The sequence below is a fragment of the Lysinibacillus sp. fls2-241-R2A-57 genome (assembly GCF_030209535.1).
GTDB lineage: Bacteria > Bacillota > Bacilli > Bacillales_A > Planococcaceae > Lysinibacillus.
This window is the reverse complement of record NZ_JARVRU010000127.1, coordinates 1-17646: the sequence shown is the minus strand read 5'-3', so window position 1 is coordinate 17646 and position 17646 is coordinate 1. Positions and strand designations below refer to the sequence as shown.

The window sequence follows — 17646 nt, the reverse complement described above, 5'->3', positions numbered from 1 at the left end:
TACCAGTTTGAAGGAGAGCGCTACACATTGCCGGAATTATACCGACAGGTCAAACCTATGATGGGCAAGAAAGACATTTTAGGTTCCGTTCAAGTGGCATTAGATAACGGGATTCCAGCGAAAATTCTCTTTATCCGTAATCGCAATAAACGCAGTGAATGGGTCGCTATTTTGAGTACAGATACGACGCTCGACAATGAAGAAATCATTCGCATTTACGGCATGCGTTGGGATATTGAAGTGTTTTTTAAATGCAATAAATCACTGCTACAGTTAGAAAAAGAGTTTCAAGGGCGTTCATATGATTTATTGATTAGCCATACAACGATTATTTTTACCCGTTATATTTTGATAGCCTGGCAAATGCGAAAAGAAGCTGATCCAAAGACATTTGGTAATTTATTTTATGTGCTGTGTGAAGATGTTATAGACATGGATTATCTCACAGCTCTCCAATCACTGATTGATATTTTTCAAACTTTAGCAGAAGCTAAAGTTGTTTTAAACATGGACATTTTTAAAAGTCAAATGAACAAATGGTTAGCAGCTCTGCCTAGTTATTTCAAGCAATGTCTTGATCTTTCAGGGTGCGAAAGTTGAGTAAATAAGTTAATTATACATTGATATTTCTTATATTTTTAAAAATGTAGTCAAATTTGGTCTTTGTGCTCTTGTCTATTTTAACAAAAATTTATTGGATACGTGTTTTTGTGAAGTGATTGATTCTGACTTTTTGAATCCGCAAAAGACACTGGTTGTAAAAGGATTTAAGGATTGTTTTCTTGAATGTTATGATGAAGGTATTGAAGTTGTGGTTCAAGAATACAATCTTATTTTGCCAGATGGACTTAGAATAATTGATGAAAAAATGGATAAAAACAATTGAAAAGAAGTTGAATTTAAGGATTCAAGGAGCTGTAAGGTAAAGGAAATATGATAAACTTAGTAAAGAGGTGGCATATGCTCTACGGCATTCTCCGGAGGAGTATGAATTAGAGTTAGATGCTAATGGATGGGTTTTAGTTGATAAATTGTTAGAATCATTAAGAAGGTCTGATAAATGGTCACGCATTGAGATTAATGATTTGAAAAAAATGATTGAGAAGTCAGAAAAGAAGCGTTATGAAATTGTAGATGATAAAATAAGTGCATTTTATGGACATTCGATTCCTATGAAAATTCAAAAAAAGGAAATGAAGCCACCTAGCACACTTTATCATGGAACTAGTCGTCGTTTTCTTGAGTCGATAATGAAGAATGGCTTGGTTCCTAAAACAAGGCAATATGTTCATTTATCTGAAGACATCCATACTGCTATCTTAGTAGGTAAAAGAAGAGACACTGACCCTATAGTTTTGAAAATCAATTCGGAAGATGCATATAAAAATGGTGTGAAATTTTATTTTGCGCATGAAATGATATGGTTAGCAGATGCTATACTGTATGATTTTATCAGTCACTAAAATTATTTAACAGCACAGAAATCTACAACATGGAGAGGGTATCTTTATTGTAGAAATATGAAAACACATGTATATGGTATTATTCCATGTACATGTGTTTTTTCTTGTTTTGATTGTAAGCCCGTAATCAAATAACGCATATAAATAACCAGGCACCTCCGGTACTGATATGCTCCCTATTAGGTAGACAGATTAAAAAATAAAATCTGTTTATCTAATGGGGATTTTTTTCCAGACCCGATTGAGCTTGCCGGTGGAAATCCTACGCTATATGGTTACGTAAATGACCCGAATAATATGGTAGATTTTTTTGGATTGAATATTGAATGGGTTGATCCAAGGACATTGAATTTTTCTCAAGGATATGTCGGTAATCAAGTCCTCAAATATGAAAGATTGATGAGAAACGGTGAATGGAGGTGGATAGAATCACCTCTTGAGGTTGCAGAAGTTAATGGAACAAGAGTTAGTTTGGATAATAGAAGATTACTTGCGGCTCAAAGGGCAGGAGTAACGGAAGTACCTATAAAAATAGTTGATCTGGATGCTCCTAGACCTGACGGTGGAACTTTCGGAAGTAACCTACGTAAGAAACTAAATTAGAGACCTCCTAAAAGACCAGATCTTCCAAAGATTAAATTGCCACCAGAAGGTACTTCAAAACAACCTAAAATTGTATGTCCAAAATGATCGTAATATTAAATAAGGAGATTAAAATGAAAATAAATGGAGTTATACAGAATAATTGGAAAAATAATCAACTTCCGGGTGTGGATGGTATTATTTGTATATCAGGTAAAGTTATCATTATGGATTCTTATGAAGTTATTGATGGAAATACTTCAAAGTACTTTATAAATCCCATATGTGAAACCTCTTTAGAAAGTATAATGTCTTTTAATGAAGACATCTGGTGTGAGATTGAGAAACACCCACAAGTTCAACAACATAATGATAAAATATTTATTTGTGGTGAAGGTGGCATGGGTAATGAAGGGTTTATTGCTAATGTTGACATGAATAATAATTTGATATGGGCATTCTTTTCAACGGATTCGAATCCATTTAATAAACTTGAGCTAGAAGATAATTTATTAAAAGCATATTCAACCTCGGGTTTAATTTATGTGATAAATATTAACAAACCAGAGGAAATGACTATAAAAACAATTAGTTGATTAGGCATAATTCAAAGTCTAAATCTATAAAATTCCAAACAAAACATGTGTAAAGAAGATGTCAATAATTCTTTCTTTACATATGTTTTTTTTGTAAAGAATTTACTATTTAATCTCAAACAGAATTTTTTGGCACGGGAAACCAAAGCCGCTATAAGTTTAATTTTAAAGGGTTTATGGATAATTGGAAAAAAGATAAAGAAATGACGTGATGTCGCTTCACACATCTGCAATAGAATTACTATTTGTTGATTGCAAAGTAAATATTTGTATTAGGAAACCGTTTGGGAGTATCATCTATTTGAGCATGATACACGATTGATTTATGTATTTGAACAAACAACAGAGAAAAAATACCGGTTAAAAGAAGTAAGAAATGAACAAGACCATCATATTCAATTTGCGTATAACTTTAAAGGGTTCCTATCTCAAGTAACCGACAGTGTTGGTAGAGTGCTCGAGGTTACGACTAATGAGGCAGGCAGAATGACAGAAGTCGCCCTACGTCACCAGACGAGTCGTGAAGTCTTAGTTCGCTATGTTTACAATAATGGGCAGGATTTAATCGAAATTCAAGATGCGTTAGGGCAAAGTACACATATAAAATATAACAATCACTTAATGATGCAAAAAATAGACCGCAATAAAAATAGCTTCTTCTGGCGCTATGATGGCCCAACGACAGGTACACGAGTAATCAAAACATGGGGAGATGGCAATGTCCTTGCAGGTGAACTTTCCTATCATGAGGGCTATAACGAAATTACGAATAGCTTAGGCCATAAGAGTTACTACTATTTTAACGAAGATAACCCCTGTACGAAAATTGTTCATCCAGATGGTAGTGAAGTTAGCTATCAATATAATGAGGACTTTGAATTACTCCTAGAAGTAGATGAAGATGACCGTGTGACGGCATATAGCTATGATGAGTGGGCAAATCCAGTGACGATTACTCGTGCAGATGGCAGTATCTTCTCCTCTCAGTATGATGAGAAAGATAGGCTGATTCAAGTTGTAAATGCAGAGGGTGGAAGTCGTCAATGGATTTATAATGAAGATGGGACATTACAGGCAAATGTTTTGGAAGATAGCACAAAGACTAATTTTTCCTATAATGAGCATTATTTAATCGAAACGGTGACGAATGCGCAAGGCCATGTGGTAAGCTTAGCTTATGATGCTGATCTAAACTTGAGTCAAGTGACATTACCTGACGGGACAAGTTTGACATGGGCGTATGACCGTCGAGGTAACTGCACAACAACGACCAATCCGCTAGGGGCCACAGAGAAATTCCATTATGATAACTTGAATCGCCTTGTAAGAGCAAATCTTTCAGATGGAAACGACGTTCAATTGAAGTACAACGCCTATGATACAGAAGAGCAGTTAAACGCTGTGATCAACGAAAGAGGCGAAACGTATCAGTTTGAACGCGATATGAAAGGGAACATCATTAAGGAAGTCGGCTTTGATGAGATGGAAAGAACGTATGAGCGAAGTCTGGCAGGATTGGTTCAGAGAATTCAACGCCCAGGTGATCGTTGGACAGCCTATCAACATGATAATTTAGGAAATGTCATTCGATCTGAATACTATGATGGTACCTGGGAAACGTTTGGTTATGACAAAAATGGTTCGTTAATTGAGACTGAAAATGAGCATGTGGCCGTAAAGCTAGAGCTAGACCCATCTGGACAAGTGATCAAAGAGTGGCAGAATGACCATTGGATTGCGAGTAGTTATGATGAATTAGGTAATCGTTCACAGATTACTAGTAGCCTCGGTGCAAAAATTGATGTTGCTCGTAATGAGATGGGGAATGTGTCGCGAATCACGGCTTCTCACTCAGAGCAAGAACAATGGGCAGCATCAATGCAGTACAATGAACTTGGCCAAGAGATTGAAAGAATATTACCAGGAGATGTCATCAGCAAATGGCAGTATGATGTAGTAGGTAGACCAACACACCATCGAATAAGTAGTCAAAACCGTGACACCCGAAGACGCGTGTATAATTGGGACGTCAATCATCGCTTACGAAGCATGATGAACGAGTTATCAGGTATAAAAGTTACCTATGGTTACGATGAATTCAGTAACCTCGTCTGGTCCAATCAAGGCGGTCAATTTGACTTCTTGCATCGTAGTGTCGATGATGTCGGGAATTTGTATGAAACAAGAGAAAAGACAGATCGTGTCTATGGTACTGGAAGCAGATTACTTGAAACGAGCGAGGCAACATTCTCTTACGATGTGGAAGGAAATCTGGTTCAGAAAGTCTAAAAGAATGGTGATACGTGGAAGTACGAATACTTTGGCAATGGCATGATGGCGAAGGTTATCAGACCAGACAATACCGAAGTTACTTTCAAGTATGACTCGCTGGGTAGACGGATAGAAAAGTGTTCTGAAGAAAAGACAACAAGCTTTGTTTGGGATGGTAATACTATCCTACATGAGTATTTTTCAGAGTATGATTCAGTTGAAATAGAAAAGGATAGTCTAGTCACATGGGTATTTAATGATGGGTTCGTACCTTCAGCTAAAATTACGAGTGAAGGTAACTACAGTATTCTTAGTGATTATTTAGGAACGCCTGTTGAAGCCTATGATGAACAAGGTAATAGGGTTTGGTCAGCTGAGCTTGATATCTACGGTAGAGTGAATGAATTTACTGGTGTGAAAGACTTTATTCCGTTCCGTTATCAAGGGCAGTATCACGATTTGAGCAGTGGATTGTATTATAATAGATTCCGTTATTATGACCCAGAGATGGGGCAGTATACACAGCAAGACCCAATTAGACTTGCGGGTGGAAGAAACTTATATACGTATGTAAGTAATCCGATATCATACATTGATCCGTTAGGACTTTCGGGAATTGATATATATAGGGGGATGAGGGATAGTAATGGAAAGCCTATGTTAGGAGAATCGGCAAGAACTTTGGGTGCAAGACCGGGTAAGCCTGGTGGAGATATACCTATTGATTCGGATGGAATGGTTCATCCAAGAACAGGTGGCATGTCTGTTTCACCAAGTCCAGAAGATTTACCACCACATCGTAGACCACCAGGATTTGGTGGAGAGGGTAAAGATCCAGTCTGGAAGATGAATACTGGTGACTTAGGTTCAGACTTGGTTCATGTTCCTGATAAACCAGGTCACGGAACTATCCAACCAACTAGAACTATGCCATTTGAGGAGTATCAAAAAGCTTTAGAAGAAACACAGTCTAAATGGGAGAGAGTACCATGTCATTAGATATTGAATTCCTTAAAATATTGCCTGAGGAAATAGAAAAACATGAATATAGTTTACATGCTCTTCATGGAATTTTGAAAAGTTTTAAAGAAAAAGGAATGAGTAAAGATTCGATGCTGGAAAACTTAAAAAAATTAAGAGAAACAAGCGATTCTGAAACAAAAGAGGATATATTTTTGGAATTGATGGATTTTGTAGTTGGATTTTGTAATCCTGACTCATCAATTTTCTAATCTAAATTCTATATTCTTTTCAAAGAATAATCTTTATACTGACCCTGTGGAAAATACTGTATTATGGATTTCGGTATACATTGAAGAAATTGATAATGAAGACTTTGATAAAGGGAGCTGGTGATAGGATCAGACCTTGATTGGCTTATTGCCTTTCAAGGTTTTTTACTTTAATTTATATTAAATCTGCTGATATTTGAATGAGACAAATTCGAAACTTTACTTGGGCGCAAAATGATGGTGGCGCACATACTAAAAAAAGCAGCGTAGTATGTACATGATACACTTGTAAAAGTTAATAAAGACGGGAAACCAGCTGTTGAAGCAGCGCTGAAAAAACTGGGCGAAGAAGCTAAGAAAGGACACTTTTTCGATGACTAAATTAGAACAAATATTTCTGGAAAACGAAGAAATTTTTTATAAAATTTATGCCTCAATCCGCGAGAATGATATCAAAAATTTGGAAAATATATTGACTAAATATCCTGAATTTATTCAAGTTCCTGTTTATGGAGATGAGAAGAAAAATGAGAGTTTATTGCATTATGCTGCTTTTCTTGAAAGAAAAGATATATGCAACTATTTAATTGATTCTGGGGTTGATATTAATGTCGTGGACTGCGTTTTTCATACACCATTACATTATTTTGCTGGGCATGGTGACTTAGAAAGCCTAAAAATATTTGTATCAAGGGGGGCATGGATAGATGGAGATAGTAGAGGGCTTATCACCCCTTTAGCATCAGCATCCATTGAGAACCATTTCGATATTGTTGAATATCTCGTAGATAATGGAGCAGATGTAAATAGATTACATCGTAGATTTAATCAAACTCCTTTAGATTTGGCTTCCGTATATGGACATCAAGACATTGTTGAGTTATTGAAGTCAAGAGGTGGATTATCAGCACAAGAACAAATTGATTTAAAGAATGAAAGAGGAGACGGCATTTTAGCGCACATTTATAATAATGTTGGTTCAATATTATCTACAGTGTTAACAAAAAATACTATAGACATAAGAACAGCCTTAATAAAAAATGACAAGAAATTCAAGTTAATATTTACAATTGGTGTTTTTGAATCCTTACCAAGAATTGAATTGATGATGAGTGTCCCGTATGATTGGCCGATAAATCTTCAACTAGTTGATGTAAAGTATGTTGAATCTTTTCCTGTACAATTAATATTTTTGTTGGGGGAATATAGGTTAGATGGAAATGAACTGCATGAAGGGATGGTTATTGAAAAGACTGATACTAAATGGAATCAACTTGAATGGCCAGAAAATATAGATGCATTTATTTTAACTGATTATCAGTTTAATCCTAATTCAGTGCAAATTGATGAAGTTGATGATGAAGTGAATTTGTTGCTACTCATTCCTATTAAATATCCGAAAACAGGTTGCCCTAAGGGAAGTAAACTGGAAAATTGGTTAAAGAAACATCGAACAGCGAAATGGGGAAAAGTCTCCTTAAAGGTATAGTATAACTTGAAGAGTAATACTTTGAGTGTATACCGAAAAAAGAGTTTACCACCTCCTGAAAGTTAGACCAGAAGTCTAATTTTCAGGAGGTGTTTTAATTTGAACAATCAACAAAATTATTATCTTTTGATTCATCGTCCAGGTAATATTTTGAAAGCGTATCTGCACGACGGTATAGGGAAGATGTCGCTTGGGAAACGTTTGGCTATGACGAAAATGGCTTGTTATTGGAGACTGAGAATGAGCATGTGTCCGTAAAGTTTGAGCGGGACACATCTGGACAAGTAATCAGGGAATAGGCAGAATGACTAGTGGATTGCAAGTAGCTATGATGGATTAGGCAGCCGTTCACAGATTACGAGTAGCTTAGGTGCAAAAATTGATGTAGCTCGTAATGAAATGGGGAATGTGCCGCAAATCACGGCTTCTCGCTCAGAGCGAGAACAGTGGACAGCATCCATGCAGTACAATGAACTCGGTCAAGAGATAGAAAAAATCTTGCCAGGGGATGTCATTAGCAACTGGCAATATGATGTAACAGGTAGACCAACACACCACCGAATAAGTAGTCAAAACCTGGATACACGAAGACGTGCGTATAATTGGGACGTCAATCATCGCTTAAGAAGCATGGTCAACGAGTTAACAGGTATAAAAGTTACCTATGGTTACGATGAATTCAGTAACCTCGTTTGGTCCAACCAAGGCGGTCAATTTGATTTCTTACACCGCAGTGTAGACGATGTCGGGAATATGTATGAAACAAGAGAAAAGAAAAGACAGATTGTGTCTATGGTGCCGGAAGTAGATTGCTTGAAACGATAGAGGCCACATTCTCTTATGATGATGAAGGTAATCTGATTCAGAAGGTTGAGAAGAATGGTTATACGTGGAAGTACGAATATAACGGAAATGGCATGATGTCTAAAGCTATAAGTTTTTCACAGGATAAATCTATTTTAAAAGAAGTTCACTTTATGTATGACCCGCTCGGACGACGAGTAGCCAAAGTAACAAAATTTCTATGGGATGGCAACACTATCTTGCACGAATGGAACATAACAAAAGAGAGTAACCCGTCCCAACCGACAAAAGAAGAGCTGACAACATGGATATTTGATGCAGACACCTTTATCCCAACAGCCAAACTAACAAGTGAAGGTAGTTACAGTATTATAACCGACCATCTAGGCACACCTGTAAGTGCTTATGATGAGTGTGGTTCACTAATATGGTCAGCAGAACTTGATATATATGGAAGAGTGAAAGAATTCACAGATAATGAAAAAATAGGTGGCTATACTTGTAAAGAAGAATTCTCAGTGGACTTTATTCCATTTCGTTTCCAAGGTCAATACCATGATTTGAAAACACGGTTATACTATAATCGATTTAGACACTATTCACCTGATATGGGAATGTACACTCAACAAGACCCGATTGGGTAGGTTGGTGGGAATCCTACACTATACGGATATGTGAAAGATCCTAACACATGGATTGATGTGTTTGGGTTGGAAACCATATTTGTAAATCCAAATGACATTAATTTCTCACAAAGGACTGTATCAGAAGTAAGGGTATTTGATGCATCTAAGTATACACCAATAAATGTTATAGAAGTTGATGGACAACTGGTATCTTACGACAATAGAAGATTACTCTCTGCTCAAAATGCAGGAATAGAATAACTTGAAGTTAATGTTGTAAAAGCAGAAGACATACATCCTGATTCTACAACAGGGAAGACTTGGGGACAGAAATTCAAAGAACGGTTTAACGACATAAGGAACAAAAAAGCAGGTGGAGTTGTTCCTGATAAAGGATTGAAAGAGAAACCTATAGTTCCTTGTAAAAAAAGGAGATTTTATGAGTATAAATAAGTTGATTGAAAATTTTGAGTGTCCATTAATTAATGCTTTTTTCTTTTCTAATGAAGATATACTAGTTTTAGATAATAACAACGAATGGATAAGAGTGTTATGCAAATCGACAATTGAAAGTTTTTTCAAGTACAATGATGGAGATTCCGTATGTCATTTTGATATATTGAAAAAGTATGAAACAGATGATTTTACTGTAAGCATTGGAGAAGGTAGTTTTGGAGGAGACGGTATTGTTCAATTGAATGATAAAACAGGAAAATTAATTTGGTTCTTATTTTTAGATAATAGTAATCCTTTTATAAAAGCAGAATTAGAAAATGATTCTATTCAAGTAACAAGTACAAAGGGTATTAAAATTAAAATTCCAATACATAACCCTGAAAAAATCTCCATAGTAAAATAAATTGATATGCAATACCCTAGTTGTCGACTTTAATTCTAACTATCTAGGTGTTCTAAGCTTGCCTATGACAGTCAAGGCAAGCTTGTATGGTCAATGGAGCTGGATATGTATGGAAAGGTTAGAGAACTAACCGGAGAGCAGGGTTTTATTCCATTTAGATTCCTAGGTCAATACCATGATTTGTAAACGGGATTATACTATAATTGCTTTCGCTATTATGACCCAGAAATGGGTATGGACACCCAACAAGACCCGATTGGATTAGCTAGAAATAATCCTACTTTCTACGGGTATGTTGGTGATGTAAATAAATTGGTAGATCCTTGTCTATACCTTCTGAATATCAAGAATATATTGATATTATTTCTTCCTATAAATCATGATGTTATCAAGGATATACTCGACAATCCAGATAATATTTTTTATCATAAGAACAATAATCATTTACTATTCTATAAAGATGGAGATGTTGTTGTAGTTAGTGGAAAGGACTCTGGCATAATAACCGCATATGGCAAGTCTGATGCTGCCGGAGTGTATCAAGACATTAAGTCTATAACTGATAAGCCCGCAATTACTCAAATAGAATGAAACTATGAATAATATAACAAAAATAGTTAATGGTGGTTACTACTGTATAGAGTGGGGAGAATCAGTTTATGCTTCTGATGAAATACAAGATTATTGGAAAGCAGATAGATTCGGAAATGTTTGTAAACTAAACATTCAGCTACTCTATAATTCAGGTTCTAAAATTCTACAAAACGAACCTAAAGTACTAAAAGTATTAGGTGGAAAACAAAAAGAAAAGATAGAATTAAATTTTCAAGTTTTTTTGGATAAAAACAAAAAACTTGATAATGTACGTCAATTTCTATATAAGGATACTATTATTTTTTCATATTCTATTGAAAATGAACTTTATTTAGCTGAAAGTTATATTTTCAGGGAATTAACAGAAGATGTATTTATAGTTTTTGATGAACAAATGACTTTAAAATATTTGATTCTTGAAAAAACATCAACATTTAATTACCAAAACATAAACAACGATCTATACAATTTAGAAGCAGAAACAAAATCTGATCTCATTAAATTATATTTTAAAATTTACACTTACAATCAGAATGATGTAGTTGAAATACAAAATTTAATAGATGAGATAATAAGTTTTAAAAAAAACACAGAAAATCGTGATTTAGGAATCAGCGTTTTCTTAAATGAAGAAATAACCTATTTAAAAGATGAATTAGTTGATTCAGAGGAATTGTAAACTATTAAATGATACAAAAGAGAAGTCCCAATATATCGAGCTTTGCAAAATAAAAAGCATGTCAAAAGCGAGTCATTTAGTATACACAGCCTGATCCAATAGGTTTGGCTGGACAGAATCCGACATTGTATGCTTATGTGAGCGACCCGGATTTTGAGATAGCCCCTTTTGGTTTAGCTAAACATAGAGGCAGAATTCAAGCGCAAGGTTCCAAATTAGAAGAATCCGTAGCTTGGAATCGTGATACCCCTTCAACAGTTTCTGAGGGATTAGCGATGGTGGATGAGTTAGAGGTTAAGTTAAGCGAAACGGATAGAAAATTAAGAAAAACAGAATTCGAAAAGGCACGAAAATTTATTAATAATGCTGGAAATGTTAATGGGGTTGATGCTCCTGTTTCAAATACTTATCAAGTAAAAAATACAAAACATGAAAGAGTGGACGTTGAAGTAAAAACGGGAAAAACTTTTGTTCCTGATCCATCACCTGCAAAAGGAAAGGGGGGGTTTGTAAATGATTCCACACCATAAATTTCAGAAATTCAATACTTATTTAGAAGATGAATATGTTTATGCTGAGTTAGAGCAATTCTGGATTGATTTTTTTCTAAGCATTTTAGATAAAAACAGTAAAAATAAAAATGAATGGATTTCTCCTTTTTACAACACTAAATTTTCGAAAGGGAAAAGTATGATGAATGCAAATCCCATTTTTTCTGCAAAATCATTAAAAAATGAAAAAATTATCAGAATACTTCAGACAGATATGGGAGACCAACAAGAACTTTCTCATTGGATAAATAGTACGATGGATAATCATAATGATGAATTAGTAATCAATTGTGTGTTAAATGAAAAAAACTTAATAGAGATTGAAAGCCTAATACTCAATTGGATTAAATCTTGAGTGAGACCAAATTCAAGCAGACAATAAAAATATAAGCAAACAGGATGTTGATCATCTCTCACATCCTGTTTCTTACACTTTTCATCGCGTTTCTTACATTCCATAAATTATTTACTACCATTTCCTAGGTAAGGCAGTCATCAAAACGGATTCCATTTATTACGCCTGTAATCGCCCCGCTCCCTACAAAAGAAAATTTTGATAAAAAGATTAGATCATTAAATACTAGACCTTACGTTGAAGATGAGCATGATTTTATTTATATTGTTAATTCTCACGTTAAGGATGTTTTCAAGGTCAGTAAGACTTACATAATTCGAAAACCCAGCATATAAATAGTGATTTCACTTCATATTTTGATACACCTAGTGAAGGCTTTAAAAAATATAAAGACGGTAAGACTACTTGCCTAGGTTGATTGGATTATTGTAAACCTATAATACACTGTAGGTATCTATAGAAAGGAATTTAATATGATGATTAATGTAAATATTAACACATCTAGTTTGGTAAAGTACCATGACTTGATTGTTGGAGAGGTGTATTTTTCTTTCAAAGAAACAGTTTTTCCGAAAGAAAAAAAAGAAAAATGGTCAGATTTTATTGTTTGGGTCTTAACTGATTGGAATGAGGCTCTTGAAAAAATGAAAAATAGTTCAGATGAGACTGCTTTTCAATTAAAATTTTTTAATGGACCATTTAGAGCAAATGTAATAAATATAAATGGTTTGTTAAAATTCCAATTCTTTCAAGAAATATATGATAAAACAAAAATAGTATGTGAATGTGAATGCGACTTGTTAGAATTTGAAAAGTCTTTAAAAGATGCTACAAAAGAATTGTTAATCGAATTAGAGAAAAGAAACTGGATTTCCAAACAAACCGAAGAGTTATCGCATTACATCACTGTTTGATTCGCCATTTTGAGATCGGATCAATTCTAAAAAAGTGGATATTAGTTTAGAAAAGTAAAAATCTAAGCCCGTATAAAAATAGAAGTCTAAAATATCGTTGATAATATTCAAAAAATTTTCACTGAGGTGTATTAGATGGAGGTTATTGTAAATATTAATCTTTCAAGTTTAGTAAAGTATCAACAGGATGTGATTGTTGGAGAGGTGTATTTTTCCTACGGGAATAATGTTTTTCCAAAAATAAAAAAAGTAAATTGGATAGATTATATTGTTGATGTCTTGATTGATTGGAATCAAGCTTTTGAAAAAATAAAAAACAATTCAGATGAGACTACCTTCCAATTAAGTTTTTTTGACGGACCATTTAAAACTGATGTAGTAAATAAAAATGGTTTATTAAAATTTCAATTCGTGCAAATAAAACAGGGTACTATACTATCAATGACTGAATGTGAATGCGACTTGATAGAATTTGAAAAATCCTTAAAAGCTGCTACTAAAGAATTGTTAATTGAATTAGAGAAAAGAAACTGGATTTCTAAACATACCGAAGAGTTATCGCATTATATCACTGTTTGATTCGCCATTTTGAGATCGGATCAATCCTAAAAAAGTGGATATTAGTTTAGTAAAATAAAAATCTAAGCCCGTATAAAAATAGATTCGTTATGACATAAAAAGTCAGTAAATTTAGAAATATGGCAACCACTTTCATAACGGTATAAAAAGACATGACAAGGTTAGAGCCAGTTCGTACGGAACTAGCACACTAGACGGTCAAAACTCTTTTCTATAATATGAATATCGCTCTGAGTGAATAATAATCTCAACTAAAAATAGAACAAAACAAGCAAAAGAGTAGTCAAAAAACCAAATTGGTTTTAAGTCCTACTCTTTTTAATTTAAGAAATTATTTGCTTTTCGGATAAGGTTTTCTCTCATTAGTTTTCCCTAAAATATAGTCAACGCTTACCTCATTATAATCTTATAACTTAATTTGAACTAGGCAACCGTTCACAGATTACGAGTAGCTTAGGTGCAAAAATCGATGTTGGTCGTAATGAAATTGGAAATGTGTCGCAAATCACGGCTTTTCGCTCAGAGCAAGAACATTGGACAGCAGCAATGCACTTGGTCAAGAGATTGAGAGAATCTTACCCGGAGATGTCATTATAATGTCATCAGCAAATGGCAGTATGACATAACTGGTAGACCAATACACCATCGAATAAGTAGTCAGGGCCGTCATACACGAAGACGAGTCTATAATTGGGATGTCAATTACTGCTTACGAAGCATGGTAAATGAGTTAACTGGCGTAAAAGTTACTTATGGTTACGATGAATTCAGTAACCTAGTTTGGTCCAATTAAGGAGGTCAATTTGACTTCTTACACCGTAGTGTCGATGATGTCGGGAATCTGTATGAAACGAAAGAAAAGACAGACCGTGTCTATGGTGCTGGAAGTAGATTGCTTGAAACAAGAGAGGCCACATTCTTTTATGATGAGGAAGGGAATCTGATTCAAAAAGTCGAAAAGAATGGTGATACGTGGAGGTACGAATATAACGGCAATGGCATGATGGAGAAAGTCATCAAGCCTGACAACACAGAAGTTACTTTCAACTATGACCCGCTAGGTAGACGAATAGAGAAGCGTTCTGACGAGAAAACTATGAGTTTCGTCTGGGATGAGAATACGATCCTACACGAGTATTTCAGGCAGAATGATTTAGATAAAGTTGAAAATCTAGTTGAATCTTCTTTACAGACTGACTCCGAAATAGTAGATAACCTAATTACATGGATATTTAAGGATTGGTTTGTACCTTTAGCTAAAATTACGAATGAAGTTAAACAGTATTATTAGTGATTATCACGCCTGTCGAATCCTTTGATGAAGAAGGTAATAAAGTTTGGTCAGCTGAGCTTGATATATTCGGCAGGGTAAAAGAATTTACAGATGTAAAAGATTTTATTCCATTTAGATATCAAGGACAGTATGAAGATATTGAAACAGGATTGTACTATAAAAGATTCCGTTATTATTCACCAGCCGACGGAATGTACACGCAGATTGATCTGATAGGATTGACGAGAAATAATCCTACATTGTATAGAGATATGTTAGTATCCTAATGCTGAGGTAGACTTATTCGGACTAGCACCTTGGAAAAACGGTGGATTTATTGAATGGTTTAATAAAGCTACTCCAGAGCAAGTTTCTCAACATATTCAATCTGTTAAAAGAGCACTACGAAATGGAGGAGGTATTCATGAGATGTTTCCTGTATCAATTGCTGTAAAAGCGAGGGAATTAGGATTCACAGCAGAGGAGCTGTTGGAAATGGTAGTTCCTTTAAATGGTGATAAATAAGTATTTTAGGTATATTTGATGGAGATGGTAATATTATATCAGGTAAACATCACAGTAGTAGTGCAAGTAAGAGATTCCATGACATGTTAATTAAACAGTTAAAGAGAGCTAAAACGAAGGAAGAAGCACTTGGAATAATCAATAAAAATCATGATGATCATATGAAGATGAGGTGTAGTAACAAATGAATTATGGAGAACAAAACACATCTAAAGTACATATTTGGGTAGGAAATAATTTTGAGAAGGATTATGAGGAGTATTTTGAATTAGACTACAGAGAAGATGTAGAAATAGGAGATTTAGATTATAAAATCTGTAGTTTTTGTAAAGATATAGGGGAAGTATTTTACGATGAGGACTGGATTGGATATACCCAGCACTCACAAGAGATAGACTTAGATATTCTGATAAACCAAGGTGAATTATCAGTTATGGAAGAAACTATAACAAAAATTAGAGAGATTTGTATAAAGAAGGGCGTTGAAAAAGCGAATGCAGTGTTTTGGTATTATGATGGTGGTATCATGATAAAAGATAAAGAAAAGCTTTATAATAAGCTAACTTATATTGGAATGTTTGATGCTATCTAGTATTTAAGTAGGGATAAACCAAAAATAATCTAAAATAATTGGGTTATACGGTAAGTGGGAAATAGTATGACGGATTTCTACATTAACCACCTTTAGGTAGAATAGCTAATATAGATATTCTACGAAAGGTGGTTTTATTTTGGATATCATACCAGTTAAACTTGGAGACATTAGTTCAAATCGTGCGGATCGAACACAAAATAATTAGCATCAGCGGTATAACAACTCATCACAACACCGTAATCCGATTATTTGCAAGATTAGAATGAATAGTGAACAAGATAGACACTAATGCTAAAGTCGGATATAGAGGTTCTTTGGCTACTGGTAGGAAAGGTCCTCATAAAGGAAGTCCTTCGTTTGATCCAACGGACTTTGACATTGACGCTTTTATTGTAAGTGATGAACTTTCTTTAAAGTTCCGTTCTTCCGGAAATTGGAGATCTGGAGCTAAAATAAGAGAAATTAGACAAATGCAACAAGAAATTGTTAAAGCACTCAAAGGCTCATTGGATGGTTTAAGGAAGATAGATTAAAAGGATAGACCTGATAGATTTACATTCCGAATATTTACCCAAGAGGAATATTCGAATAAGTATAATAAAGGTAGTAAAACTTCTAAAACATATCCTTTTTCTCCTCCAAAACTTTATCTTAATACTCGAATAAGATGGGCTGGTGCCATATGCGTTTTCGTCCCAAAGCGAAAAGGCAAGCGCGTGAGTACATAAGTCAAGCCTATTGGAAGTCGAAGGCGACCAAAGAACGTATGAGCGAAATCTGACAGGATACTTTAAGTGCCTATTATCGAAACCCTTTATCTATAGGGAATTTATGGAATAAAAAAGAGTGTTTCTCTAATGTTCTTTCTTCGGTCTTAAGTGTAGAGTTAGACTATTCTGCTAGAACGATGTTTCACCATTATGTAGATTATTTTTTAAACTACACGGATATTTTCTTAAGGCCAAAATATTGATTGGAATTTTTTATCGATGATGTTATATGTGGGTAAGATTTATGAATAAAAGTCCACTCTAAAAAAGAGTATGATTATACGAAATTTGTATGTTGAGAGGCTTTAAAATGATGAGTGTGGTGTAAAGAATATTTCAATATTAGGATCCTAGTATGGGAATGTATACGCAAATAGGCCCTATAGGTCTTACAGGGGGCAATCCTACATTCTATGACTATGTGAAAAGACCGAATAAGTTTATACTGCCATCAATGCAAAGCCCATTTCGTTTTGATTTTCCACGGACAGAAAATCGAGTGAAACGCAAATTAGCTTTCATAAATCCAAAAACTGGTACTGCATCGATTAGTCGTTGTCGATAGATAGCACCTGTTTTTTTTTTCTGAAAGCTTATATTCTTTTTGTTCTTCCCACTTGTCATTGATCATTAATTTCCTGTTATTTTCTTCATTAGCTTTTGTACAGAAGGAACGGAATAAACAATCAGTACAATCTTCATTTACATAGATTTTCAAAGTACGTGTAAAACAATATTCATCTCAATTGTTTTCTGTGCGAAAGAAAGTGAGATTCCGTGTTTGGTTGAATGATGAAAAAGTTCTAAATGGAAATATTTATGTTAGTTAAATCCAAAAAATGAAAAAAGGGGTTTGAAATTATGTATTTCGTCCGATAAAAGCCTATGG

The 17646-nt window shown here is 34.5% G+C and carries 20 protein-coding genes and 6 pseudogenes; 25 read left to right on the top strand and 1 reads right to left on the bottom strand.

All coding sequences use genetic code 11. From position 1 onward, the window contains the following. The 25 genes and pseudogenes from QRN68_RS18705 to QRN68_RS18595 form a co-directional block, all read left to right on the top strand. Nucleotides 1–600, top strand: a pseudogene (locus tag QRN68_RS18705) (IS4 family transposase); the annotation flags it as partial. Between the two features lie 115 nt (nucleotides 601–715). Then, nucleotides 716–886: a hypothetical protein gene (locus QRN68_RS18700; protein WP_285398410.1), complete on the top strand. Its 171-nt coding sequence runs from the start codon at nucleotides 716–718 to the stop codon at nucleotides 884–886. Between the two features lie 46 nt (nucleotides 887–932). Continuing rightward, nucleotides 933–1463: pseudogene (locus QRN68_RS18695) on the top strand (RNA 2'-phosphotransferase); the annotation flags it as partial. 297 nt (nucleotides 1464–1760) lie between these two features. Beyond that, the gene (locus tag QRN68_RS18690) at nucleotides 1761–2066 is read left to right on the top strand and encodes a hypothetical protein (RefSeq protein ID WP_285398409.1); all 306 of its coding nucleotides are present in this window, start codon (nucleotides 1761–1763) and stop codon (nucleotides 2064–2066) included. A gap of 113 nt (nucleotides 2067–2179) precedes the next feature. Next, complete coding sequence (locus QRN68_RS18685; RefSeq protein WP_285398408.1) at nucleotides 2180–2641, top strand: hypothetical protein; 462 nt, start codon at nucleotides 2180–2182, stop codon at nucleotides 2639–2641. 300 nt (nucleotides 2642–2941) lie between these two features. Beyond that, a pseudogene (locus QRN68_RS27125) lies at nucleotides 2942–3349 on the top strand (hypothetical protein); the annotation flags it as partial. A gap of 201 nt (nucleotides 3350–3550) precedes the next feature. Then, a complete protein-coding gene (locus tag QRN68_RS18680) occupies nucleotides 3551–4930 on the top strand; it encodes a hypothetical protein (RefSeq protein WP_481817469.1) in 1380 nt (459 codons plus the stop codon). A 27-nt stretch (nucleotides 4931–4957) separates the two neighbouring features. Then, nucleotides 4958–5509: pseudogene (locus QRN68_RS27120) on the top strand (RHS repeat domain-containing protein); the annotation flags it as partial. 36 nt (nucleotides 5510–5545) lie between these two features. Then, nucleotides 5546–5911 carry a Tse2 family ADP-ribosyltransferase toxin gene (locus tag QRN68_RS27115; RefSeq protein ID WP_481817468.1) on the top strand — a complete coding sequence of 122 codons (366 nt, stop codon included), beginning with the start codon at nucleotides 5546–5548 and terminating at the stop codon, nucleotides 5909–5911. Continuing rightward, nucleotides 5902–6144: a hypothetical protein gene (locus QRN68_RS18670; RefSeq protein WP_285398405.1), complete on the top strand. Its 243-nt coding sequence runs from the start codon at nucleotides 5902–5904 to the stop codon at nucleotides 6142–6144. The genes QRN68_RS27115 and QRN68_RS18670 overlap by 10 nt, the downstream gene beginning before the upstream one ends. 373 nt (nucleotides 6145–6517) lie before the next feature. Beyond that, nucleotides 6518–7633 (top strand): ankyrin repeat domain-containing protein, encoded by a 1116-nt coding sequence (locus QRN68_RS18665; protein ID WP_285398404.1) that lies wholly within the window; start codon nucleotides 6518–6520, stop codon nucleotides 7631–7633. Nucleotides 7634–8032: 399 nt separating this feature from the next. Continuing rightward, nucleotides 8033–8458 carry a hypothetical protein gene (locus tag QRN68_RS18660; RefSeq protein WP_285398403.1) on the top strand — a complete coding sequence of 142 codons (426 nt, stop codon included), beginning with the start codon at nucleotides 8033–8035 and terminating at the stop codon, nucleotides 8456–8458. Beyond that, on the top strand, nucleotides 8443–9081 hold the full coding sequence (locus tag QRN68_RS18655; protein WP_285398402.1) for an RHS repeat domain-containing protein: 639 nt from the start codon (nucleotides 8443–8445) through the stop codon (nucleotides 9079–9081). The genes QRN68_RS18660 and QRN68_RS18655 overlap by 16 nt, the downstream gene beginning before the upstream one ends. 30 nt (nucleotides 9082–9111) lie before the next feature. Next, nucleotides 9112–9324, top strand: a complete 213-nt coding sequence (locus tag QRN68_RS18650) for a hypothetical protein (RefSeq protein ID WP_285398401.1) — start codon at nucleotides 9112–9114, stop codon at nucleotides 9322–9324. Between the two features lie 178 nt (nucleotides 9325–9502). Beyond that, nucleotides 9503–9922, top strand: coding sequence for a hypothetical protein (locus QRN68_RS18645; protein WP_285398400.1), 420 nt, complete (start codon nucleotides 9503–9505; stop codon nucleotides 9920–9922). 234 nt (nucleotides 9923–10156) lie between these two features. Then, nucleotides 10157–10513, top strand: coding sequence for a hypothetical protein (locus tag QRN68_RS18640; protein WP_285398399.1), 357 nt, complete (start codon nucleotides 10157–10159; stop codon nucleotides 10511–10513). Nucleotides 10514–10517: 4 nt separating this feature from the next. Continuing rightward, nucleotides 10518–11195: a hypothetical protein gene (locus tag QRN68_RS18635; RefSeq protein ID WP_285398398.1), complete on the top strand. Its 678-nt coding sequence runs from the start codon at nucleotides 10518–10520 to the stop codon at nucleotides 11193–11195. Between the two features lie 104 nt (nucleotides 11196–11299). Further along, nucleotides 11300–11725: a hypothetical protein gene (locus tag QRN68_RS18630; protein WP_285398397.1), complete on the top strand. Its 426-nt coding sequence runs from the start codon at nucleotides 11300–11302 to the stop codon at nucleotides 11723–11725. After that, nucleotides 11709–12101 (top strand): hypothetical protein, encoded by a 393-nt coding sequence (locus QRN68_RS18625; RefSeq protein WP_285398396.1) that lies wholly within the window; start codon nucleotides 11709–11711, stop codon nucleotides 12099–12101. Before QRN68_RS18630 ends, QRN68_RS18625 begins: the two co-directional genes overlap by 17 nt. 476 nt (nucleotides 12102–12577) lie before the next feature. Then, complete coding sequence (locus tag QRN68_RS18620) at nucleotides 12578–13015, top strand: hypothetical protein (protein WP_285398395.1); 438 nt, start codon at nucleotides 12578–12580, stop codon at nucleotides 13013–13015. 135 nt (nucleotides 13016–13150) lie between these two features. Next, complete coding sequence (locus tag QRN68_RS18615; RefSeq protein ID WP_285398394.1) at nucleotides 13151–13594, top strand: hypothetical protein; 444 nt, start codon at nucleotides 13151–13153, stop codon at nucleotides 13592–13594. 838 nt (nucleotides 13595–14432) lie between these two features. Next, nucleotides 14433–14885, top strand: a pseudogene (locus QRN68_RS18610) (hypothetical protein); the annotation flags it as partial. Continuing rightward, nucleotides 14885–15154, top strand: coding sequence for an RHS repeat domain-containing protein (locus QRN68_RS18605; RefSeq protein WP_285398392.1), 270 nt, complete (start codon nucleotides 14885–14887; stop codon nucleotides 15152–15154). The pseudogene QRN68_RS18610 and the gene QRN68_RS18605, both read left to right, overlap by 1 nt. A gap of 422 nt (nucleotides 15155–15576) precedes the next feature. Beyond that, nucleotides 15577–15984 carry an immunity 22 family protein gene (locus QRN68_RS18600; protein WP_285398391.1) on the top strand — a complete coding sequence of 136 codons (408 nt, stop codon included), beginning with the start codon at nucleotides 15577–15579 and terminating at the stop codon, nucleotides 15982–15984. A 272-nt stretch (nucleotides 15985–16256) separates the two neighbouring features. Continuing rightward, nucleotides 16257–16520, top strand: a complete 264-nt coding sequence (locus QRN68_RS18595; protein ID WP_285398390.1) for a hypothetical protein — start codon at nucleotides 16257–16259, stop codon at nucleotides 16518–16520. A gap of 677 nt (nucleotides 16521–17197) precedes the next feature. Here the strand turns inward: QRN68_RS18595 and QRN68_RS18590 are convergent. Then, nucleotides 17198–17499, bottom strand: a pseudogene (locus tag QRN68_RS18590) (transposase); the annotation flags it as partial. Nucleotides 17500–17646: the final 147 nt, after the last annotated feature.